Source organism: Alloalcanivorax venustensis (genome assembly GCF_047495515.1).
In the GTDB taxonomy this organism is placed as follows: domain Bacteria; phylum Pseudomonadota; class Gammaproteobacteria; order Pseudomonadales; family Alcanivoracaceae; genus Alloalcanivorax; species Alloalcanivorax venustensis.
This window is the reverse complement of the sequence record NZ_CP179934.1, coordinates 69058-88877: the sequence shown is the minus strand read 5'-3', so window position 1 is coordinate 88877 and position 19820 is coordinate 69058. Positions and strand designations below refer to the sequence as shown.

Here is a 19820-nt window from a genome sequence, read left to right as displayed (position 1 = left end):
CAAGTAGTGTGAACAGGCCCTAGGGAGATCGGGGTATGGATCGCAAGCGTCGTCGTCTGGTACAGGCCATGGCCGTGGGCAGTGCCGCCACCTGGGTAGCCGGTTGTGGCGGGGGGAGTTCATCCGATTCGCCGCCGCCGTCCTCGGCGGCGCCCAATCAACCGGAAACGCCGGAGACCCCGGCGCCCTCGGAGCCCCGGGTTCCGCGGGTGGACTTTTCCCACGGGGTGGCGTCCGGTGATCCGCTCGCCGACCGGGTGATGCTGTGGACCCGCGTTACCCCTCGGGAGGAGACGTCGGGCCCGATACCGGTGACCGTCACGGTGGCCCGGGACGCGGCGCTGTTGGATCCGGTGGCGCGCTTCGAGACCCGGGCCGACGCCGAGCACGATTTCTGCGTCAAACAGGACGCCACCGGGCTGGAAGCGGGGCGCTGGTATTACTACCGGTTCAGCGTGGCGGACCAGCGCTCGCCCATCGGCCGCACCCGCACCTTGCCGGCGGCGGACCGCTACGTGGACCGGGCCCGGTTCGCGGTGGTCTCCTGCGCCAATATTTCCCACGGCTATTTTTCCGTCTACAAGACCCTGGCCGAGCACGGCGACCTGGATTTCGTGCTGCACCTGGGCGACTACCTGTATGAATACGGCATCGGCGAGTACGGCGACGTGCCCGACCGGGACCCGCAGCCGCCCCACGAAATGGTGACCCTGGAGGACTACCGCCAGCGCCACGCCCAGTACAAGGGCGACGTGGACCTGCAGGCGGTGCACCAGCAATACCCGATGATCGTGATCTGGGACGACCACGAAAGCACCAACGACAGCTACCAGGACGGCGCCGAGAACCATCAGCCGCTCACCGAAGGCGACTGGGAGACGCGCAAGAACATCGCCCGCCGGGTGTATTTCGAATGGATGCCGATCCGCGAACAGAACCCCGGCGATTTCGCCACCATTTACCGGCGCTTCCAGTTCGGCGACCTGATCGACCTGAGCATGCTGGACACCCGCCTGGAGGGCCGCGACGAGCCCCTGTCGTTGCCCTTCGACCCGGCCCGCAACGACCCGGAGCGGCGTTTGATCAGCGACACCCAGATGCAGTGGCTGCTGGACGGCCTGAGCGCGTCCACCGCCCGCTGGCGGTTCATCGGCCAGCAGGTGATGTTCGCCCAGCTCAACATCGCCGAGATTCCTTCGCTCAACGAGCACGCGCCGCAACTGCGCGGCAATCTGTCGGCCATCAACATGGATCAGTGGGACGGCTACGCCGCGGACCGCTTGAAGATTCTCAACCACCTGGACGACAACAACATCGACAACGTGGTGATCCTCACCGGCGATATCCATACCTCCTGGGCCAGCGAAATCTATCGCAATCCGGGCACCTTGCTCGGCGACCTGTTTGACGCGCCCCTGGCCGCGGAATTCGTCACCCCGGCGGTGACCAGCCCGGGCTTTCCGGAAGGCGCGGCGGAGCTGGCCGGCGTCGCCGTGCCGGTGGTCAACCCGCACATCCGCTACGTGGAAGCCAAATCGCGCGGTTTCATTCTGATGGACGTGAACCACCAGCGTGCCCAGGCGGAGTTCTATTACGCCCGCGACATCGAGTCCTTCGACCTGCGCGGGCAGATCGACGAAAGCAAAACCAAATTGGTGGCGGTGTACAGCGGTGACAGCCGGCTGCGCGAAGAAGGCCTGCGGCCCTCGCGCCCGCGCACCCTGCGCACCGCACTGTTCCACCCGCCGGCACCGGCGAGCGCATCCACGGAGGAGATGGCATGAACTGGACAATCCAACGACTGGCGCTGGCCGCCGCCCTGGGCCTGACCCTGGCCGCCTGCGGCGGCGACAGCGGCAGCGACGGGGGCCCCACACCGCAGCCCAATGAGCCCGAGGAGCCGGAAACACCGGTGGACCCGGAGCCGGAACCGGAGCCCACGGTGCTGGAGCGGGTGCGCTTCCTGACCATCGGTGATTCCGGCAGCGGCTCGGACGGCGCCTACGCGGTCGGCCAGGCGATGGCGGACATCTGTGCCGCGAAACTGGGCGCGGAAAACGACCCCGAGCGGGCCGGCTGTGATTTCGTGGTCGGCCTCGGTGACAACATTTACGAGTCCGGTGTCACCAGCGTCGACGACCCGCAGTTCGAAGAGAAATTCGAGCTGCCGTTCGAGCCGGTGGACCTGCCGTTCTATCTGGTGCTGGGCAACCACGACAACACCGCCTACGTGGGCGGCGACGGCGCCGGCAACGCGCGCGGTGAATTCCAGGTGGACTACACCTACTTCGACGGCCGTCTGTCGGACCGCTGGATCATGCCGGACCGCTACTTTCAGCAGGACGCCGGCGAGACCGAGAGCGGCGCGCCGCTGGTGTCGCTGTTCGCCCTGGACTCCAACCCGATCGCCGGCGGCTTCGCCGACGCGGACCTGGATTACGCCTACCACACCTACGGCATCAACCAGCTGAACTGGGCGGTGAGCGCCATCGGCGGCTCCCAGGCGGAGTTCAAGATCGGCCTGGCGCACCACCCGTATCTTTCCAACGGTACCCACGGCAACGCCGGTAACTACGACGGCGTGCCCAGCGAAATCCTGCCGGTGCTGGCGGGCGACCGCTGGCGGGCGTTCATGGAAGAAGCGGTCTGCGACAAGACCGATTTCTTCTTCGCCGGCCACGACCACGATCTGCAGGTGCTCGACGCGGTCCCCGAGTGCGGCCGCACCGAGTTCGTGGTCAGCGGCGCCGCCAGCAAGACGCGCAGCCTGGACGACCCGGAGCGCAACCAGGCGTCGTTCCAGATTGGCGATGTGTACGGTTTCTTCTGGATGGAAGCGGTGGAGGCGGACAGCCAGGCCGGCACGCCGGCGCGGCTGTGCCTGGAAGCCTATGTGGTGGAGCCGGGCGTCGAGGGGCTGGGCGTGCTGGACGCCGGCCAGGCCACCCCGGCCTATCAGCGCTGCTACGACAAGCAGCCCGCCGCCGGCATCCCGGCCAGCAACGATTTTTCAAGCGATATCTTCACCAGCGGCGAGGCCTTCCCGCTGCCGCTGCCGGACGGCTTCGACGCGGACTTCAGCGGCCCCTTGCAGGCGTTCCGCGATCAACTGATCTCCGGGTTCAACCAGGCCATGGCGGGCCTGCCGGAGGGGCCGCAACAGGAAGTGGCGGCGCAAATTCTGGCCGGGCTGGATACGCTGTTCAGCGCCCTCGACGGCGCCGCGGCGGCGATCTCCGGCGGTGACGACGCCGATATGAGCCAGGCGTTTCAGGGCGCGCTGGCGGCGTCCCAGCAGCTGGAAGCGATCGACACCAGTGTGTTGCCGGCGCCGTTTGACCAGCTTGGCGGTGCTTTCCAGGCGCTCAGCGAAGGGTTCGGCAACAGCGCCGATTTCGAAGGCGAGTCCTCCGGCACCCTGCAGGACGTGGCGTTCCTGGCCGGCCCGCTGGTGCAGCTGGCGCGCAACCTGGACAACATCGTCGACGGCGTCGACGAGCAGACCCCGGACGTGCCGGTATTGTCCGGTCTCACCAAGGTGCTTTCCAGCGTGTCGCTGGGTCTGGCCAACACCCTGGAACAGTTGGTGCTGCTCGACACCAGCGCCACCGGCGAGCAACTGGTGGGCACCATTCAGCTGGTGCTGGAGCAGGTGGTCGAAGACGTGCTGTGGCTGGAGAGCGTCGACCAGGCCACGCTGCCCGGCAACCTGGTGTCCACCGCGCTGGCGTTTCTCACCCGGGAAATCACCGAGCAGCTGGATGGGGGCTTGAGCCCGCTCAGCGGTTTGCTGGACCTGCTCTCGCCGGTCACCAACCTGCTCTCCGGACTGCTCGGCTTTCTCTAGCGGCCGGTCCGGCTAGTCCCGCTGGCACAGCCAGTCGGCGATCATCGCCCAGCTCTCCTGCTGGGCGGTGGCGCCGCCGAGGATGCCCATGTGGCCGCCGGGGATGGTGACGTAGGTTTTGTCCCGGCTGCCCACCAGGGTGTCCATGGCGTGGCTGCAATCCCGAGTGACGATGGGGTCGCCGGCGCCGGTGATATTGAGGATGCTGGCCTGCACGCGGCTCAACTGGCCGACGGCGCCGGGCATCGGCAGCTGGCCCCGGGCCACCACGTTGTCCACCCACAGATAGTGAATGATGTCCTGAATCACGCCGCCGGGGTAGGCGACCATGTCGTTCAGGAAGGCGCCGTTGGTGGCGTGGGCGCTGACGAAATCCCGGTCGTGCAGGTTCTTCACCAGGTTCCAGTAGCCCTGCACGCTGGCCACCGGGTTGGTCAGCTTGAACGCCAGGCTGTTGGCCCACCCCGGTGACCGCAGCCAGGCCGGGTTGAGGTCATGGGCGCGCAGCCCGGTACGCCGGCGCAGCCACTTCAGGTTGCGGCTCAGGCGCCGGTACTGTTTGCCCAGGGCGCCGTTGCGGTGATAGTCCGTGGGCGTGCCCACCAGCACCAGATTGGCGAGGTCCGGGTCCTGTCCGAGCCCCGCGTAGCAGAGGCTGAACAGGCCACCGAAGCTCCAGCCGTGCAGGCTCAGGCGGCGCTCACCGCTGTGCTCGCGCACCCGTTCCAGCAGCGCCGGCAGTTTTTCCGCGAAGTAGGTGGCCAGGCTGTGATGGTTCTCCGCCCGCCCGGGGCGCCCCCAGTCCACCAGATAGAGCTCGAAGCACCGCGCGCGCAGATAGCGCACCAGGCTGCGCCGTGGGAACAGATCGTAGATCAGCATGTTCACCGCCAGGGGTGGCACCAGCACCAGCGGCGTACGCTGGGTGCGGGTACTGACCGGCACCACCTCGCCGTTATCCAGTTCGATCTCGGTGTCCCGCAGCGGCGGGTAGTAGCGCAGCTGGACCAGGCCGTCATCGCTGATCACCTGGAAAGCCGTGGCGTCGGCCTGCACCAGGGCGTCGCTGCGGAACAGACGCCGGCCGGCGTTGCCGAGCCAGCGGCGGGCGGATTTCAGAGACGGCACCGAGGGCGCCGACAACATGGCCATGATTCAATCCTGCGAGCCGTTTTCGGGGCCGCGAAGTGTAGCGGGGAGGATCGAAACTGGCCGTCGCCGAAGCGACATGGGCGACTGGCGCCGGGGTAAAACTAGAAGATACCGGAATCCAGGCCGGCGGCCATGTACATGCCCAGCTCTTCCACCTGGTCGGCGAAGGCGTCCTGCCACTCGCCTTTGCACACCAGCGGGTCCTGCACCCAGTTCCAGCGCAGGCCGGTGACGATCGATTCCACCGCCCGGCGGGTGCCGGTGCCGTCCAGGCCGGCGCGGATATAAAGCGCGCAGGGCAGGCCCTGCTTGTCGTCGATCACCGCGTAGTAGGTGCGGTCGAAGAAGTCCTTCAGCGCGCCGCTCATGTAGCCCAGGTTCTCGGTGGTACCGAGCAGAATGGCGTCGCAGGCGAGCACGTCCTCCGGACCCGCCTCCAGGGGCGGCTTCCAGGTCACCGACACCTGCTCGATATCCGGGTGGCCGGCCCCCTTAAGGGCCGCGTCCACCAGCCGGCGGGTGTTCGGCGACGGCGCGTGGGCGACGATCAGTAGCTGTTTCATGGTGTCAGGGTAACAGGATGGGCGTCGCGACTTAATCAATGTAATCCAGCGGCAGGGCGGAGGTGTCGATCACCCGGCGCATGACGAAGCTGGAGTGAACGCCGCTGACGCCCTCGATGCGGGTGATCTTGTTAAGCAGGAACTGCTGGTAGTGGTCGATATCCGGCACCACCACCTTGAGCAGGTAGTCCGCCTCCTGGCCGGTGACCAGATAGCACTGCTGCACTTCCGGGTACTCGCCCACGGTGGCTTCGAAATTGGCGAAGCGCTCCGGGGTGTGGCGGTCCATGCTGATCTGGATCATCACGGTGAGGTCGAGCCCCAGCTTGCGCGGGTCGAGCACGGTTTCCCGGCGCAGGATCACGCCCGCCTGTTCCAGCTTCTGCACACGCCGCGAGCAGGGTGAGGGGGACAGGCCGACCTGTTCCGCCAGTTGCTGGTTGGTGAGGCCGCCGTCCTGCTGCAAGGCGCGCAGGATACGCACGTCGGTACGGTCGAGATTTGCCGGTTTTTCCTTGGCCACGCAATAAATCCTCGCGTTTTGGTGGTTTCTGGCTCTTTCATTGCTAAAAGTGGCGAATATTCCGGGAAAAAGCAAGCACATTGCCGGGCCAGGCGCCTAGACTGTTTCCTGTCGCTGCGGGAAGGCCATAAGCCGGACCGCAGTCGGTCACGGGCCTCCGCCTTACCGGGCGGGGGTCGGTACCGAACCCAACGCCACGGCTTGATCAGCCGCGCGGCCAACACACCGGCGATCCCGGACCCGGCCCAGGCATACCGAATTCAAGGAGTCCGTCATGAGTTTTGATCATCGCAAATACGCGCCTTTCCCCGTCGTCGATAAGCCGGACCGCCGCTGGCCGTCCCGCCGCATCGAGAAAGCCCCCCTATGGGCGGCGGTGGACCTGCGCGACGGCAACCAGGCGTTGATCAAGCCGATGAACGTGGCTCAGAAGAAGCGCTTTTTCCAGTTGCTGGTGGAGCTCGGCTATAAGGAAATCGAGGTGGGTTTCCCGTCCGCCAGTCAGATTGACTACGATTTCTGCCGCGCCCTGATCGAGGATGACCTGGTGCCCGACGACGTCAGCATCCAGGTGCTGACCCAGGCGCGCCAGGAACTGATCGAGCGCACCTTCGAATCGCTGCAGGGCGCCAAGAAGGCGATCGTCCACATTTACAACGCCACCTCGCCGACGTTCCGTCAGCAGGTGTTCAATGTGGACAAGGAGGGCTGCAAGAAGATCGCCGCCCAGGCCGCCCAGTGGGTGCGTGACTGCGCCGCCGCCCAGCCGGATACCGACTGGAGCTTCCAGTATTCACCGGAAACCTTCAGTGCCACCGAGACCGATTTCGCCATTGAGGTGATCGACGCGGTCAACGATGTGTGGCGCCCGGATCAAGGCCAGCGGGTGATCATCAACCTGCCGGCCACCGTGGAAGTGAGCACGCCCAATGTGTTCGCCGACCAGGTGGAAACGGTCAACGACAACATCCGTTACCGCGAGCACGTGCTGATCAGCGTCCACACCCACGACGACCGTGGCTGCGGCGTGGCGGCGGCGGAACTGGCGGTGATGGCCGGCGCCGACCGGGTGGAAGGCACCCTGCTGGGCAACGGCGAGCGCACCGGCAACATGGACCTGGTGACCGCGGGCATGAACCTCTATGCCCAGGGCATCGACCCGGAAATCGACTTCTCGCGCATGAAGGAGATCATCGCGCTGGTGGAGGAGATCACCGAGATCCAGACCCATCCACGTCACCCGTACGCCGGCGATCTGGTGTTCACCGCCTTCTCCGGCAGTCACCAGGATGCGATCCGCAAGTGTCTGGCCCAGTACAAGCCGGGTGACACCTGGCGCGTGGCGTACCTGCCCATCGACCCCCACGATCTGGGCCGCCGCTACGAGGAAGTGGTGCGCATCAACTCCCAGTCCGGCAAGGGCGGCGTCGCCCATGTGCTGGAGCGGGACTTCGGCCTGACGCTGCCGCGCTGGTTGCAGCAGGAGCTGGCGCTGGTGGTGCAGCAGGACGCCGAGGAAGACGGCGGCGAGATCACCGGCGAGCGCATTCACCGTCGCTTTAACGGCGACTACCTGAACGTGCCGGCGGGTTGGACGCTGCGCTCCTACGACCTGCACCGCACCGATGCCGGCGTCAAAGCCAGCATCAGTGTCGGCGAAAAGGGCGACACCGTGGATCTCAACGGTCAGGGTGAAGGGGCGGTGGGCGCCCTGGTGGACGCGCTCAACCGTCGCCACGGCTGGCAGATCCGCGTGGAGGCTTTCGATGAGTCGTCCCTGGGCGATGACACCGAAGCCAACGCCATGGCCTGTGTGCGGGTGCGTGTCGGTGAGCGGGTGCAGAGTGCGGTGGCGCTGGCCGCCGACACCACCGCCGCGGCGTTGCAGGCGATCCTGTGCGCCGCCGGTCGGGTGGCGGAAACCGCCGACGTGGAGGCGCCGGCCCGGGCCCAGGCCTGAGCCGCCGTCGGTTCAGATCTCCAGAAACGTCTCCAGAACCCGGCCCAGGCGTCGCTGCGCGGCGCTGAAGCGGGCCGGGTCCGCGAGCATCTCCGCTTCGCTCTGAATCCAGGGCCCGTCCTTGAGTTCGTCGGCGCATTCGCGACACAGCGCGCGCGCCTCGTGCTCACCCAGCTCCAGATGAAACTGCAGCGCCAGCACCCGGTCGCCGAACCGGAATGCCTGGTTTTCGCAGCCCCAGCTGCGCGCCAGATGCACGGCGCCGTCGGGAATCGCGAAAGTATCGCCGTGCCAATGCAGTACCGGCGCGCCGTCATCGAACAGGGCGCCGATCGGATCGCGCCGGCCGGCGTCGGTGCTCTGCACCGGAAACCAGCCGATCTCCGGCTCCGGGTTGGCGGTCACCGGCGCGCCCAGCACGCGGGCGATCAGTTGCGCCCCGAGACACACCCCCAGCACCTTTTTGTCCGCCGCGATGCACTGTTCGATAAAACGCTTTTCCGCCGCCATCCACGGGTAGCGGGCTTCGTCGTCGGCGCCCATGGGGCCGCCCATTACGATCAGGGTATCCAACTGCTCCGGTTCGGGCAGCGGTTCGCCCTGGTAAAAGCGGGTGGCGGACAGTCGCGCGCCGCGCTGTTCCAGCCAGGTTTCCATGGTGCCGAGCTTTTCGAACGGTACATGGGACAAGTAGTGAACGCGCATCAGAACAGATACTCCGCTTGCAGAATCGCCAGCGCCTGCTCGCCCTCGCCGTACAGCATCAGGCGCTGCCCCTGGATCTCGAAACGCCGGGTGCGCTCCAGGGCGTCGGTGAAGGCCTGGGCCTGATCCGGGCCGCTGCAGGCGCGCTTGGTGGTGGCCAAGGCTTCCAGAGTAAGGCGGCCGTCGTCGTTTTGGTAGCCGCCGGAAAGGCTGTTGCAGCCGGTGCTGCCCTTCACCCGCTGCCCCTCGCTGTGAAACACCAAATGCGCCTGGGTGTTCTGGTCCCGGGGCGGCGGGGTCTGCTCGTCGCCCACCTGGATCAGTTTCCAGTAGGTGTCGGCGAACGGCGGCTCGGCGGTGGCGGCGTGCAGCGACAGGCTGGTCGGGCCGTCCGAGGCGCCGTTGAGTACCCGGTGGGGCGCCGTGGTGGTGAACTGCACGGCGCCGTCCAGGATCACGCGGGCGTCCACCACATAGCGGTGCGTGTCGTCGATCATGTCGCCGTTGTAGTAGAGCCGGAACGGCATCTTGCCGTCTTCGACCACCAGGCGTGTCAGCCGTTGAACCACCGGGGTGGCGTCCGCCGCGCCCTGGTCCCGGAGGGTCAGCACCAGCACGCTGGTGTCCGGTACCTCGGCGTCGTCGGGCAGCACCACCTGGCCTTCCAGGGTGCCCACGCCGGATGCGTCGCGCCGGTAGTCACCGGCGAAGGGGCCGTCGCCGGCCAGCGTCAGGGACGGGTTCTCCAGGGTGATGGTGAGCGGGTCCTGGTTCAGGGGGTCGTCGTCGCGGGTGTTCAGGTAGCTGAGCAAAAGGGTGTCGTCGTCCTGTTTTTCCCAGCGCACGCCGCGGTGGCCGTGGTCGCCGACCAGATAGAGCTGGCCGTCGTTCTCCAGCACCAGCGCGTGCAGCGGGTTCTCGCCCTCGGGCCGCCAGATGCCGGCCAGGCCGTCGCGGGCCTCGGTAGCGTCCTCGGGCGATGGGGCCGAAACGGGCTCCACGGGTGACGGCGTGTCCGTGTTGTCACAGGCCGCGAGGGCGAACAACAACGGCAAGGCGAACCAAACAGGTCTCATAGGGCGGTCTCCGGACTACGGGAAAGCGGACGGTCGGATTGTAGTTGCGGCCGCGGGGCGGCGGATGGGGTTCAGAGTCCCCCGGCGGCGGATAAGTTCGCCGCGCCGCGGTCAGGGTGGTGGAATCCTGACCAGCGGCAGCTGCTTCTGAATCCACAGTGTGCGCTGTTCGACGTACACGGTGGTGCCGCGCACATCGTAATAGCTGGGGCGGGGCAGCAGTACCGCCAATTGCGCCGCCTGGGCCGGGCTCAGGGTTTGCGCGTCGACGTCGAAATAGTGCCGGGCGGCGGCCTGGGCGCCGAACAGGCGGTTGCCCCACTGGGCGGTGTTCAGATACAGCTCCAGGATGCGCTTCTTGGACAGGGTCGCTTCCAGCATCAGCGCGATCAAGGCCTCCTGAATCTTGCGGGCGTAGGACTTTTCACTGCTCAGGAACAGGTTCTTGGCCAGCTGCTGGGTCACCGTGGAGCCACCGGCCACCGGGCGGCCCGCTTCCTCGTTGCGCTCGATGGCATGGCGGATGCCGCGCCAGTCGAAGCCGATGTGCTCCATGAAGCGGGCGTCCTCGGAAATCAGCACCGCGCGCTTGAGGTCGTCGGCGATCTGCTCGTAGTCCCGCCACTCGTAGCGCACCGCGCCGTGCTCCCGGGCGCGCTCCATGAACGCGGTGTCGTCCGGGTTGTGGTCGCGCAGTTCCAGCACCGGGATCAGATAGCGCAACTGAGAGGCCACACCGACGGCGATCACCAGCGTCAGCGCGATGAGAAAGAATCGTTTCATACGGGAATCGGCATCCTGCTCCGCAAGAGGCTTATCTTCGCCAAAACGGCGGGCGTTGTCAGGTACTCAGTCCCCGCTTCGGTGATTTTCCCCCGTTGCCTGGTCGCCGGTGGCGCTCAGCGCGGCGACCGCCTCCCGGTTGTTGACGAACAGATTGTCCTCGCCCAGCTCCGCCATCAGGCCGGTGTGGTCGAGCACGTCGCGGACCTGTTTCTTGACGCCGGAGAGCGTCAGCCGCACGCCGCGCAGGCCCAGGTCACGGCGCAGGGTGGCCAGGGTGTCGGCGCCGGTGGCGTCCATGGCGTTCATCGCCGAGGCGCAGATCAGCACCACCCGGATCTCCGGTTCGGCGCGCAGCCGCTCGCGGATAAAGCGGTCCAGCAGCGGCGCGGTGATGTAGGTCAGCGAAGCGTCCATGCGCAGCGCCAGCACCCCCGGCGCCACCGGCGGCAGGCCGTGCAGGGCCCGGTCGCGCAGGGTGCCGGCGGCGTGCAGGCCCAGCTCGATCAGGCGCGGGTGCGAGCGCCGGTACAGGAAGAACAGGATCGACAGCAGGAAACCGGTGAGCACCCCCCAATGCAGGTAGGGCACCGAGGCCAGCGTGACCAGGAAGGTGGCGAGGCCGACCAGGCCGTCGTCCACCGAGGCCCGCCACAGGCGGACGAAGGCCATCGGGTCAAGCAGCCCGAATACCGGCACGATAATGATCGCCGCCAGGATCGCCCGGGGCAGGTGTTGCAGGTAGCCGGTGAAAAACAGCAAACACAGCAGGGTGCAGAGGGCCGCGAACAGCGCCGACCAACCGCTGGTGGCGCCCACATAGCGATTCAGCGCGGTACGGGAAAACGAGCCGCTTACCGGGAAGGCGCCGCTCAGGCCGCTGGCCACCTTGGCCAGCCCCTGGCCGACCAGTTCCTGGTTCTGATTCCACAGCCGCCCGTCCGGCGACGGCAGCGACCGTGCGCTAGACATCGCCTCGGTGAAGCTGATCAGCGCGATGATCACCGCCGCCGGCAACAGCGAGCGATGCTGCTCCATGGTCAGGGCGTCGGGCCACTGCAGCACCGGCAGGCCCGAGGGGACGGTCCCCACCACGTCGCCGCCCAGCGCCTGAAAGCCCAGCCAGGCGCTGAGCGCGATGCCCAGCACGCACACCAGAAGAACGCCGGGAAAGCGCGGCAGGGTACGCTTCTGCAGCCATAACAGCAGTAAGGCGCCGGGCCCGAACACCAGGGTCCATAACCAGGCGGCGTCGGGGTGCAGGCCGTGGTCGGCCAGTTGTCTGAGCGCCGGGAGCAGTCCCTCACCGGAGAGGCCCAGCAGGGCGGGCAGCTGCGACACCAGAATGATCAGCGCGGCGGCGTTCAGAAAGCCGGTGATCACCGCGTTGGAGACGAAGTTGGCGATCACGCCGAGCCGCAGCGCGCCGAGCAGGAACTGGATAACGCCGGCGTAGAGGGCGAGCCAGATCGCCAGGGTCACCCAGTGCGGGCTCTCCGGCTCCGCCATCGGCGCCAGGGCCGCGTAGGTGAGCAGGCTGGTCAGCGCCACCGGACCCACCGCCAGCAGTGAAGACGACCCCCAGAGAATGCCGATGATGCCGGGCAGCAGGGCGGCATAGAGACCGGTGATCGGCGGCATCCCGGCGAGGGTGGCGTAGGCGATCGCCTGCGGAATCAGCACCAGACCCACGGTGATACCCGCGACCGCGTCCTTGCGCAGCGCCGGCCCGGTGGGACGGGGCCATTGCAGGAAGGGCAACACAGCTTGGATCCAGGACGTCATTAAAAAAAGCTCCGCAGGCCGCTCGCCGGGGCGCCTGGACGCGGTGAGCGTCGGCGCGGCAGGAAAATTTAATGGTACTAAATTATTTTTGCCGCTTGAAGCGCGAGCAGGGTCCGGAAACAAAAAAACCCGGGCGGGGCCCGGGTTTTTCGGTGTTGGTGGAGGCGGGGGGGATCGAACCCCCGTCCGCCAGCAATCCGCCTGTAGATCTACATGCTTAGTCGTGTCTATTGATTTAAGTGGCTGCGGCCCGACAGACAGGGCGCAGTCACCGAGTCCCTAAAGGTTTTAACAGCGCCATCCGGGACGGACTTTGCTGCGAGCCTGTGTAGCGATGCTCGCCTCACTTCCCCACAGGCTGGGTCGTTTGGCGATAAGCAGGGTTTAAGCTGCTAGTGCGTAAGTATCGTCGTTTGCGATTACTTTAATGTGCCACAAGGTATTTACGAGCATTGCGACGCTACTCGACATGCACCACAGGTTTCTTTACCGGCGTCGAATCCATGTCGCCCCCTGTTGCGGTCATTGTAGGAGATGGGGACGCGGAAGTCGAAGACAAGAGGGTGGTGTTTTTCGCTATAACAGTGCTTTACAAATATTGTCCGACAATCAAACCGGCTGATATGGGTTTGTCACATTGAGGGTGCATCATCGGGGCTGTGTCGCAGTGGATGCGACCGCAATGAGCCATTCATTGAGGAGTGGAAACGATGAAGACGATCAACCATCTTTGGGCGCCGGTGGCGGCGCACCCGCTGCTGGCCCGGACCCTGCAACTGGTGCTGACTCTGGCCCTGTACGCCGGCGGCGCTTACGCGGTCGCTCTGGTGAGCGGCGACGCGCGCATCCCGCTGGTGCTGTACGCGGTGTACTTCCTGCCCGCGGTGCTGCGGTCCTGGTTGCAGTTCTACTGGCGCCTGCGTGATGACGTGAAGTCGCTGGGCGGACACCGCGGCAAGACCAACAAGGCGCTCTAGGGCGCCTCGAACGGACGCTTCCGCCGGCTCAGCGCTGGCGGAGGATGCGCTGTTTCTGCCGTTTCCAGTCGCGCTCGCGTTCGGTGGCGCGCTTGTCGAACTTCTGTTTGCCCTTGGCCAGGGCGATGTCCAGTTTCACCAGGCCGCGCTTCCAGTGCAGGTTCACCGGCACGCAGGTGAAGCCGTCCTTTTGCACGCCACTGAACAGCCGCGCCAGCTCCTTGCGGTGCAGCAGCAGCTTGCGGGTGCGCTGGGGGTCCGGCACGGAGTGGGTGCTGGCGGTGGGCAGGGGCTCTATCCGGGCGCCGAACAGGAACGCCTCGCCCTCCTTGAGCATCACGTAGGATTCGGTCAGGTTGCCCTTGCCCTCACGCAGCGCCTTCACCTCCCAGCCTTGCAACGACAGGCCGGCCTCGAAGAATTGTTCCAGGTGATAGTCGAAGCGCGCTTTGCGGTTTTGCGCAATGGCGTTCGGAGACGATTGTTTTTTCGGTTTGCCCATGGGGCGGCGATTATAGAGAGTGGCCGCGGCCCTGGCGAGGGCCGTGGCACTTGTTTCTGCGCCCGGGCGGGTAAGCGGTTACGTACCCGCGCTTGAGCGGCCTGGCGAAAATCAAGACAATGGCCCGATTGCGTCGAGGGGTAAGTTGCCGATGAAGAAGGAATACAAGCCGGTCCACGGTATGTGGACCAGCCGGTGGGTCTTTATTCTCGCCGCCACGGGCTCCGCCGTGGGATTGGGTAATATCTGGCGGTTTCCCTACATCACCGGGGAGTACGGCGGTGGCGCCTTCGTGGTGCTTTATCTGCTCTGCATCGCCCTGATGGGGATTCCGATCATGGTGGCGGAAGTGATGCTCGGCCGCCGTGGCGGCCTGAGCCCGATTCACACCATGTCGAAGCTGGCGGAGCAGAGCAAGGTGACGCGCCGCTGGGCGGGCATCGGTTACCTGGGCGCGTTGTCGGGCTTTTTGATCCTGTCTTTCTATTCCGCGGTGGCCAGCTGGGCGCTGATCTATGTCTGGGAAGCGGCCCAGGGCGTGTTCCAGGGCATCACGGCGGTGCAGTCCAAGGCGCACTACGAGGACATGCTGGCCAATCCCTGGCTGCTGCTGGGCTCACACACCCTGTTCATGGTGATCACCATGGGCGTGGTGGCGCTGGGCGTGAAACAGGGCCTGGAGCGCGCCGTGCGCGTGCTGATGCCGGTGCTGTTCGCGCTGCTGGTGGTGCTGATCGGCTATGCCTCCACCACGCCGGGGTTCGCCGAAGGCGTGGGTTTCCTGTTCGCGTTCGATTTCTCCAAGCTGTCCGGCGAGGCGGTGATCGTGGCGCTGGGCCAGGCGTTTTTCACCCTGAGCCTGGGGATGGGCGCGATCATGGCCTACGGCGCTTACATGCCCCGCGAGATCAAGGACAAGAGCGGCCGTTCTCGGCCGGTGTCCATTGTCTCCTCGGTGGTCACCATCGCCGTGCTGGACACCCTGGTGGCGCTGGGCGCCGGCCTGGCCATGTTCCCGCTGCTGTTCACCGGCGGTCTGGAAGTCGGCCAGGGGCCGGGCATGATGTTCGTGACCCTGCCGCTGGCGTTCGGGCAGATGCCCGGCGGGCTGCTGTTCGGCACCCTGTTCTTCGTGCTGGTGGTGTGCGCGGCCTGGAGCTCCTCGATTTCCCTGGGCGAGCCGATGGCCGCCTGGCTGGTGGAGCGCGGTCTGGGGCGCGGCACGGCGGCGCTGGCGGTGGGTCTGGCGGCCTGGCTGCTGGGCGTCGGTTCGGTGCTTTCCTTCAACGTCTGGAAGGAACATGAATTCCTGGTCGGCACCTTCTTCGACAATATCGAGTTCCTGTCCACCAGCGTCATGCTGCCGCTGGGCGGGCTGTTGATCGCCATCTTCGCCGGCTGGGTGATGAAGGAGACCCATGCCCGCAAGGAGCTGGCGATGAAGAGCTTCCCGCTCTATCTGATCTGGCGGGCGCTGGTGCGGGTGGTATCGCCGACGGCGGTGATCGCCCTGTTTATCTACTCCCTCTGGTCGGTGCTGGCGGCGGACGACGGCAGCGCCGAGGCCGGCGCCGACGGCGAGCCGGTGGAACAAACCGCGCCCGCTGACCAGGAGGCACGCTGATGGCCACGGATCGGCTGCATGTGGAGGTGGTCTACGCGCTGCCCGAGAAGCAGCGGCTGATCGCGCTGGACGTGCCCGCCGGGACCACCATGCTGGAGGCGGCCCGTGAGTCGGGCATCGCCGAGCATTTCGAGGGGCTGGATCTGGAGCGGGCCGCCATGGGCGTGTTCGGCAAGGCGGAGCCGGCGCCGGCGCAGCGGGTGCTGATGGACGGTGAGCGTGTGGAAATCTACCGGCCGCTGAAGATCGACCCCAAGGCGGCGCGCAAGGCCCGCGCGCAGCGGGCCGGCAAGGACTAGCTGCGCGGGATCGGTACCGAGGTGGCGTCCGGGGTGGTCTGGGTGCCCGGGTCCGGGGCCGGATCGTTGAGCGGCTCCGGATCGACCACGTTGTCTTCCTTGCGGTCGCGGGCGCGCTGCTCCAGCTCCCGGTCGCGCCGGCCGGAGGTGCGCTCACGCACGTTTTCCACCGGCTCGCCGTCGTAGTGGCTGTACTGGCCCCCTTCGAAGAACACCACGATCTGCTGTTCCACGGTTTCCGCGTTACCGGTCTGGTAATGCAGCAAATAGAACCAGGTGTCCGGCGTGAACGGGTCGGTCAGCGTTGGCGGACCGAGCACGAAACGCACCTGTTCCGGCGTCATTCCCGGCTCCAGGTCGGCGAGCATCTCCCCGGTAACCACGTTGCCCTGAGGAATATCAATACGATATACCCCCGGGAAGCGAAGGGAACTGCAACCGGCCAGCAGGACGGTCAATAACAGCGATAGTGCAATGAACCTTGGCATGGTGTTTCGACTTGGCATAATGTTCGGGCGATAATACAGACTTGGCAACGGGGGACAAGGTTCCCGAGAGAACCGGACATCCTCCACGGCGGCATACGGAGCAAAGACATTGGATAATCAGGATCTTAGAAAAGCGGGTCTGAAGGTGACCCTGCCGCGGATGAAAATTCTGCAGCAGCTGGAATCCTCCGAAGAACGCCATCTCAGCGCCGAGGACATCTACAAGGCTTTAATGGATACCGGCGAGGACGTGGGCCTGGCCACGGTTTACCGGGTGCTGACCCAGTTCGAGCAGGCCGGCATCGTGTTGCGCCACAATTTCGAGGGCGGCTCCGCCGTGTTCGAGCTGGCCGATGAAGAGCACCACGACCATATGGTGTGCATGGAGACCGGCGAAGTGGTGGAGTTCATGGACGAAGAGATCGAGAACCGCCAGCACATGATCGCCGAGAAGCACGGCTACGAGATCGTCGATCACTCCCTGGTTCTCTACGTCAAACCGAAGGCCAAAAAGCGCTAACGCACGCGCCGGGGCCTCTCCCTAGGCCACCCGCTGACCCTTGTCCAGCATCTCGCGGGCATGGGTGAGGGTGGACTCCGTAATCTCCACGCCCCCCAGCATGCGGGCGACTTCCTCCACCCGGGCCCCGGTATCCAGGCTCTGGATGCGGGTATGGGTGGTGTCTTTCCCCTGAATCTTGTGCACCTGCCAGTGCTGGTGGCCCTGGGCGGCGACCTGCGGCTGGTGGGTGATACACAGCACCTGGGCGTGCTCGCCCAGTTCGCGCAGCAGGCGGCCGACGATCTCCGCCACGCCACCGCCGACGCCCACGTCCACCTCGTCGAAGACCAGGCTGGGCACGGTCAGGTTGCGCGCGCAGATCACCTGAATCGCCAGGCTCACCCGCGACAGCTCGCCGCCGGAGGCCACCTTGGCCAGGGCCCGTAGCGGCTGCCCCGGGTTGGCGGAAAAGCGGAATTCCACCTCTTCCAGGCCGTCCGGCCCGGGTTTGCTCTCTTCCAGCACGGTTTCCAGGCGCGCCGCCTTCATGCCCAGCGCTTTGAGCTGCTTCTGGATTTGCTGGGTCAGGCGGGTGCCGGCCTCCCGGCGGCGCCGGCCCAGGGCGCGGGCGCTTTCCATATAGGTTTCGCGGGCCGTCTGCTCGGCGGCGGCGAGCGCTTCCAGATGCTCGTCGAAATGCTCCAGGGTGTTCGCTTCCTCGGCCAGCTTGCGGTGGTGCTCAATCAGTTCCTCGGGGCGCAGGCGGTGTTTGCGCGCCAGCGTGTAGGTCTGGTCGAGCCGTTCTTCCACCTGGCTGAGACGCTGCGGATCCAGATCCAGCTTTTCCAGATAATGGCGCAGGTCGTCGGCAGCGGCCTCCACCTGCAGGCGAGCGGATTCCACCGTGTCGAAAACCGTGGCCAGGGCGTCGTCGCTGCGGCGCGCCTCCTCCACCCAGTGGCTGACCTGGCCGAGCTGGTCGTTGCAGGTGCCTTCGTCGCCGTCGTAAAGCGCGGTGACCGCCTGCTGGCAGAGCCGTATCAGCGCTTCCGCGTTGCCCAGGCGCTGCTGCTCCTGTTCCAGTTCCGGCAGCTCCCCTTCGGTGAGCGCCAGGGCGTCCAGCTCCTCGAGCTGAAAGCGCAGCAGTTCTTGCCGCTCGGTTTGCTCGCGGGCGCTGGCCAGGGCGTCATCGTGGGCGCGGCGGGCCTTCTGCCAGGCGCGCCAGTGGTCGCGCACCTGCTCCGCCTGGGCGCCGGCCTCGGCGAAGTTGTCCAGCAACTGGCGGTGGGTTTCCTTGCGCAGCAGGGCCTGGTGCTCATGCTGGCTGTGGATGCTGATCAGCATCTCGCCGAGCTCCCGGACCTCGGTGAGCGGTGTGGGGGTGCCGTTGATGTAGGCCCGCGAGCGGCCGTCGGCCCGCACGGTGCGGCGCAGCAGGCACTCGTTGCCGTTGTCCAGTTCCCGCTCGCCCAGCCAGGCCCGGGCCGCCGGGTTGTCCGCCACGTCGAAGGTGGTCAGCACTTCCGCGCGGTCGCAGCCGGGGCGCACCACGGCGCTGTCGGCCCGTTCACCCAGGGTCAACGACAGGGCGTCGATGATCACCGACTTGCCGGCGCCGGTCTCGCCGCTGATCACGGTAAGGCCGGGCTCGGGCTCCAGCTCGAGCTGGTCGACGGTGGCGAAGTGGCGAACGCTGAGGTGCGTGAACATGGACTGTCCTTTTGGCCAGTAGTGAGTCGATATTAGGCGATTCCGGCGGCCAGTGTAAGCCCCGTTTCTGGACGGCGGTGCGTCGGTGTGCGGAGAATGGCCCTTCCGTGGTTATACTGAGGCTTCATCACGGGTAATAGAAGTATGGCCAAGTTGGAATTGAACGAACGCAAACAACGGTTGCTGATGGCGCTGGTGGAGCGGCACATCCGCCACGGCCAGCCGGTGGGCTCCAAGACCCTGGCCACCGGCAGCGGCCTGGCGGTCAGCCCGGCCACCATCCGTAATCTGATGGCGGAGCTGGAAGACATGGGGTTGCTGGCCAGCCCCCATACCTCCGCCGGCCGGGTGCCCACCGAACGCGGCTACCGGCTTTACGTGGACACCCTGCTGGCGTCCAGCACCATGGAGCGCCCGGATAACGCCCGCCTGCGCGACGAACTGCGCCAGATGCTGGCGCCGGACCAGTCGCCCGAGGCGCTGGTCTCCCAGGCCTCGCGCAGCCTGGCGGAACTGACCCGCATGGCGGGCCTGGTGGCGGTGCCGCGCCGCGACGTGACCACCCTGCGGCAGGTGGAGTTTCTGCCCCTCTCCGGCCAGCGGGTGCTGGTGGTGCTGGTGGTCAACCGCTCCGAGGTGCAGAACCGCATTATCCAGACCAGCCGGGACTACAACGAGGTGGAGCTGCGCCAGGCCGCCAATTACATCAACAAGACCTACGCCGGCTGCGACCTGGATAATATCTGCGAGGGGCTGCTGAGCACCATGGACGCGGACCGCGCGCAGATGGACGTGCTCATGCAGGCGACCATGGACATCGCCGGCAAGGCGCTGCGCCAGGACCGCAAGGACTCCGATTACGTGGTGTCCGGGGAATCCAACCTGCTGGAAGGCGGCCAGATGGACAGCATCGAGAAGGTCCGCGATCTGTTCGACGCCTTCAACCGCAAGCGCGACATCCTGCATTTGCTGGAGCGCAGCATGAAAGCCGATGGCGTGCAGATCTTCATCGGCCGCGAGTCCGGCTACCAGCCGTTCGAGGAGTACTCGCTGGTCTCCGCCCCCTACAAGGTCGACAACGGCCCGGTGGGCGTCCTGGCGGTGGTCGGCCCCACCCGCATGGACTACGAGAAGGTGATTCCCACCGTGGACATCACCGCCCGCATCCTCTCCGCCGCGCTTACCCAACTCTGAGAACAGTTAAGAGTTAACAGTGAACAGTTAACAGTGAACAGTTAATAGCGAAAACCCCGCGGGCCGCCGGCTGCGGGCCTGTCGGAGGGCCGAGTGCCCTCGAAAAGCCGGCGCGGGCACGGCCTTTACG

General features: G+C 66.2%; 18 protein-coding genes and 1 other RNA gene. 8 read left to right on the top strand and 11 right to left on the bottom strand.

Annotation, left to right across the window (positions count from 1 at the left end):
- The first annotated feature begins 35 nt into the window (after window positions 1–35).
- Window positions 36–1784 (top strand): alkaline phosphatase D family protein, encoded by a 1749-nt coding sequence (locus ACMG4O_RS00420; protein WP_414434161.1) that lies wholly within the window; start codon window positions 36–38, stop codon window positions 1782–1784.
- Window positions 1781–3847 (top strand): metallophosphoesterase, encoded by a 2067-nt coding sequence (locus ACMG4O_RS00415; protein WP_414434160.1) that lies wholly within the window; start codon window positions 1781–1783, stop codon window positions 3845–3847. The genes ACMG4O_RS00420 and ACMG4O_RS00415 overlap by 4 nt, the downstream gene beginning before the upstream one ends.
- A gap of 12 nt (window positions 3848–3859) precedes the next feature.
- On the opposite strand, the gene ACMG4O_RS00410 is transcribed toward ACMG4O_RS00415, so the two are convergent.
- From ACMG4O_RS00410 to ACMG4O_RS00400, 3 genes are all read right to left on the bottom strand, one after another.
- On the bottom strand, window positions 3860–4999 hold the full coding sequence (locus ACMG4O_RS00410) for an alpha/beta fold hydrolase (protein WP_414434159.1): 1140 nt from the start codon (window positions 4997–4999) through the stop codon (window positions 3860–3862).
- Between the two features lie 101 nt (window positions 5000–5100).
- Window positions 5101–5562 carry a flavodoxin family protein gene (locus tag ACMG4O_RS00405; protein WP_142948283.1) on the bottom strand — a complete coding sequence of 154 codons (462 nt, stop codon included), beginning with the start codon at window positions 5560–5562 and terminating at the stop codon, window positions 5101–5103.
- 31 nt (window positions 5563–5593) lie between these two features.
- Window positions 5594–6085 carry an Lrp/AsnC family transcriptional regulator gene (locus ACMG4O_RS00400; protein ID WP_142948284.1) on the bottom strand — a complete coding sequence of 164 codons (492 nt, stop codon included), beginning with the start codon at window positions 6083–6085 and terminating at the stop codon, window positions 5594–5596.
- 274 nt (window positions 6086–6359) lie between these two features.
- Here ACMG4O_RS00400 and ACMG4O_RS00395 point away from each other — a divergent pair, with 274 nt between their 5' ends.
- Complete coding sequence (locus ACMG4O_RS00395; RefSeq protein WP_142948285.1) at window positions 6360–8045, top strand: 2-isopropylmalate synthase; 1686 nt, start codon at window positions 6360–6362, stop codon at window positions 8043–8045.
- A gap of 12 nt (window positions 8046–8057) precedes the next feature.
- Here the strand turns inward: ACMG4O_RS00395 and ACMG4O_RS00390 are convergent, their stop codons facing one another.
- From ACMG4O_RS00390 to ssrA, 5 genes are all read right to left on the bottom strand, one after another.
- A complete protein-coding gene (locus ACMG4O_RS00390) occupies window positions 8058–8750 on the bottom strand; it encodes a type 1 glutamine amidotransferase (protein ID WP_414434158.1) in 693 nt (230 codons plus the stop codon).
- Window positions 8750–9826 carry an META domain-containing protein gene (locus ACMG4O_RS00385; protein ID WP_335629193.1) on the bottom strand — a complete coding sequence of 359 codons (1077 nt, stop codon included), beginning with the start codon at window positions 9824–9826 and terminating at the stop codon, window positions 8750–8752. The genes ACMG4O_RS00390 and ACMG4O_RS00385 overlap by 1 nt, the downstream gene beginning before the upstream one ends.
- Window positions 9827–9937: 111 nt before the next feature.
- Window positions 9938–10609: a monofunctional biosynthetic peptidoglycan transglycosylase gene (gene mtgA, locus ACMG4O_RS00380; protein WP_142948288.1), complete on the bottom strand. Its 672-nt coding sequence runs from the start codon at window positions 10607–10609 to the stop codon at window positions 9938–9940.
- A 66-nt stretch (window positions 10610–10675) separates the two neighbouring features.
- On the bottom strand, window positions 10676–12394 hold the full coding sequence (locus ACMG4O_RS00375) for a SulP family inorganic anion transporter (RefSeq protein WP_414434157.1): 1719 nt from the start codon (window positions 12392–12394) through the stop codon (window positions 10676–10678).
- 156 nt (window positions 12395–12550) lie between these two features.
- Window positions 12551–12908: a transfer-messenger RNA gene (gene ssrA / locus ACMG4O_RS00370) on the bottom strand.
- Between the two features lie 196 nt (window positions 12909–13104).
- Between ssrA and ACMG4O_RS00365 the strand changes: the two genes are divergently transcribed.
- Window positions 13105–13371 (top strand): hypothetical protein, encoded by a 267-nt coding sequence (locus ACMG4O_RS00365; protein WP_142948290.1) that lies wholly within the window; start codon window positions 13105–13107, stop codon window positions 13369–13371.
- Window positions 13372–13399: 28 nt separating this feature from the next.
- On the opposite strand, the gene smpB is transcribed toward ACMG4O_RS00365, so the two are convergent.
- Window positions 13400–13873, bottom strand: coding sequence for an SsrA-binding protein SmpB (gene smpB / locus ACMG4O_RS00360; protein ID WP_067606157.1), 474 nt, complete (start codon window positions 13871–13873; stop codon window positions 13400–13402).
- A 151-nt stretch (window positions 13874–14024) separates the two neighbouring features.
- On the opposite strand from smpB, the gene ACMG4O_RS00355 reads away from it, so the two are divergent.
- Together ACMG4O_RS00355 and ACMG4O_RS00350 are read left to right on the top strand one after the other, a co-directional pair.
- Entirely contained in the window at window positions 14025–15497 is a 1473-nt protein-coding gene (locus tag ACMG4O_RS00355; RefSeq protein WP_414434156.1) for a sodium-dependent transporter, read from the top strand.
- Complete coding sequence (locus tag ACMG4O_RS00350; RefSeq protein WP_142948292.1) at window positions 15497–15796, top strand: RnfH family protein; 300 nt, start codon at window positions 15497–15499, stop codon at window positions 15794–15796. The genes ACMG4O_RS00355 and ACMG4O_RS00350 overlap by 1 nt, the downstream gene beginning before the upstream one ends.
- Here the strand turns inward: ACMG4O_RS00350 and ACMG4O_RS00345 are convergent.
- Window positions 15793–16140: an outer membrane protein assembly factor BamE gene (locus tag ACMG4O_RS00345; RefSeq protein WP_414434155.1), complete on the bottom strand. Its 348-nt coding sequence runs from the start codon at window positions 16138–16140 to the stop codon at window positions 15793–15795. The genes ACMG4O_RS00350 and ACMG4O_RS00345 overlap by 4 nt on opposite strands.
- A 253-nt stretch (window positions 16141–16393) precedes the next feature.
- Here ACMG4O_RS00345 and fur point away from each other — a divergent pair, with 253 nt between their 5' ends.
- Window positions 16394–16804 carry a ferric iron uptake transcriptional regulator gene (gene fur / locus ACMG4O_RS00340; RefSeq protein WP_194854914.1) on the top strand — a complete coding sequence of 137 codons (411 nt, stop codon included), beginning with the start codon at window positions 16394–16396 and terminating at the stop codon, window positions 16802–16804.
- Between the two features lie 21 nt (window positions 16805–16825).
- On the opposite strand, the gene recN is transcribed toward fur, so the two are convergent.
- The gene (gene recN, locus ACMG4O_RS00335; RefSeq protein ID WP_414434154.1) at window positions 16826–18496 is read right to left on the bottom strand and encodes a DNA repair protein RecN; all 1671 of its coding nucleotides are present in this window, start codon (window positions 18494–18496) and stop codon (window positions 16826–16828) included.
- Window positions 18497–18640: 144 nt separating this feature from the next.
- Here recN and hrcA point away from each other — a divergent pair, with 144 nt between their 5' ends.
- On the top strand, window positions 18641–19690 hold the full coding sequence (hrcA, locus tag ACMG4O_RS00330; RefSeq protein WP_194854912.1) for a heat-inducible transcriptional repressor HrcA: 1050 nt from the start codon (window positions 18641–18643) through the stop codon (window positions 19688–19690).
- The last annotated feature ends 130 nt before the right edge of the window (window positions 19691–19820 follow it).

Excerpts from the sequence above, each read along its gene's own strand:
- ACMG4O_RS00420 (WP_414434161.1), top strand. The coding sequence starts at position 36 with ATGGATCGCAAGCGTCGTCGTCTGGTACAGGCCATGGCCGTGGGCAGT.
- ACMG4O_RS00415 (WP_414434160.1), top strand. The coding sequence starts at position 1,781 with ATGAACTGGACAATCCAACGACTGGCGCTGGCCGCCGCCCTGGGCCTG.
- ACMG4O_RS00410 (WP_414434159.1), bottom strand. The coding sequence starts at position 4,999 with ATGGCCATGTTGTCGGCGCCCTCGGTGCCGTCTCTGAAATCCGCCCGC.
- ACMG4O_RS00405 (WP_142948283.1), bottom strand. The coding sequence starts at position 5,562 with ATGAAACAGCTACTGATCGTCGCCCACGCGCCGTCGCCGAACACCCGC.
- ACMG4O_RS00395 (WP_142948285.1), top strand. The coding sequence starts at position 6,360 with ATGAGTTTTGATCATCGCAAATACGCGCCTTTCCCCGTCGTCGATAAG.
- ACMG4O_RS00390 (WP_414434158.1), bottom strand. The coding sequence starts at position 8,750 with ATGCGCGTTCACTACTTGTCCCATGTACCGTTCGAAAAGCTCGGCACC.
- ACMG4O_RS00385 (WP_335629193.1), bottom strand. The coding sequence starts at position 9,826 with ATGAGACCTGTTTGGTTCGCCTTGCCGTTGTTGTTCGCCCTCGCGGCC.
- mtgA (WP_142948288.1), bottom strand. The coding sequence starts at position 10,609 with ATGAAACGATTCTTTCTCATCGCGCTGACGCTGGTGATCGCCGTCGGT.
- ACMG4O_RS00375 (WP_414434157.1), bottom strand. The coding sequence starts at position 12,394 with ATGACGTCCTGGATCCAAGCTGTGTTGCCCTTCCTGCAATGGCCCCGT.
- ACMG4O_RS00365 (WP_142948290.1), top strand. The coding sequence starts at position 13,105 with ATGAAGACGATCAACCATCTTTGGGCGCCGGTGGCGGCGCACCCGCTG.
- smpB (WP_067606157.1), bottom strand. The coding sequence starts at position 13,873 with ATGGGCAAACCGAAAAAACAATCGTCTCCGAACGCCATTGCGCAAAAC.
- ACMG4O_RS00355 (WP_414434156.1), top strand. The coding sequence starts at position 14,025 with ATGAAGAAGGAATACAAGCCGGTCCACGGTATGTGGACCAGCCGGTGG.
- ACMG4O_RS00350 (WP_142948292.1), top strand. The coding sequence starts at position 15,497 with ATGGCCACGGATCGGCTGCATGTGGAGGTGGTCTACGCGCTGCCCGAG.
- ACMG4O_RS00345 (WP_414434155.1), bottom strand. The coding sequence starts at position 16,140 with ATGACGCCGGAACAGGTGCGTTTCGTGCTCGGTCCGCCAACGCTGACC.
- recN (WP_414434154.1), bottom strand. The coding sequence starts at position 18,496 with ATGTTCACGCACCTCAGCGTTCGCCACTTCGCCACCGTCGACCAGCTC.
- hrcA (WP_194854912.1), top strand. The coding sequence starts at position 18,641 with ATGGCCAAGTTGGAATTGAACGAACGCAAACAACGGTTGCTGATGGCG.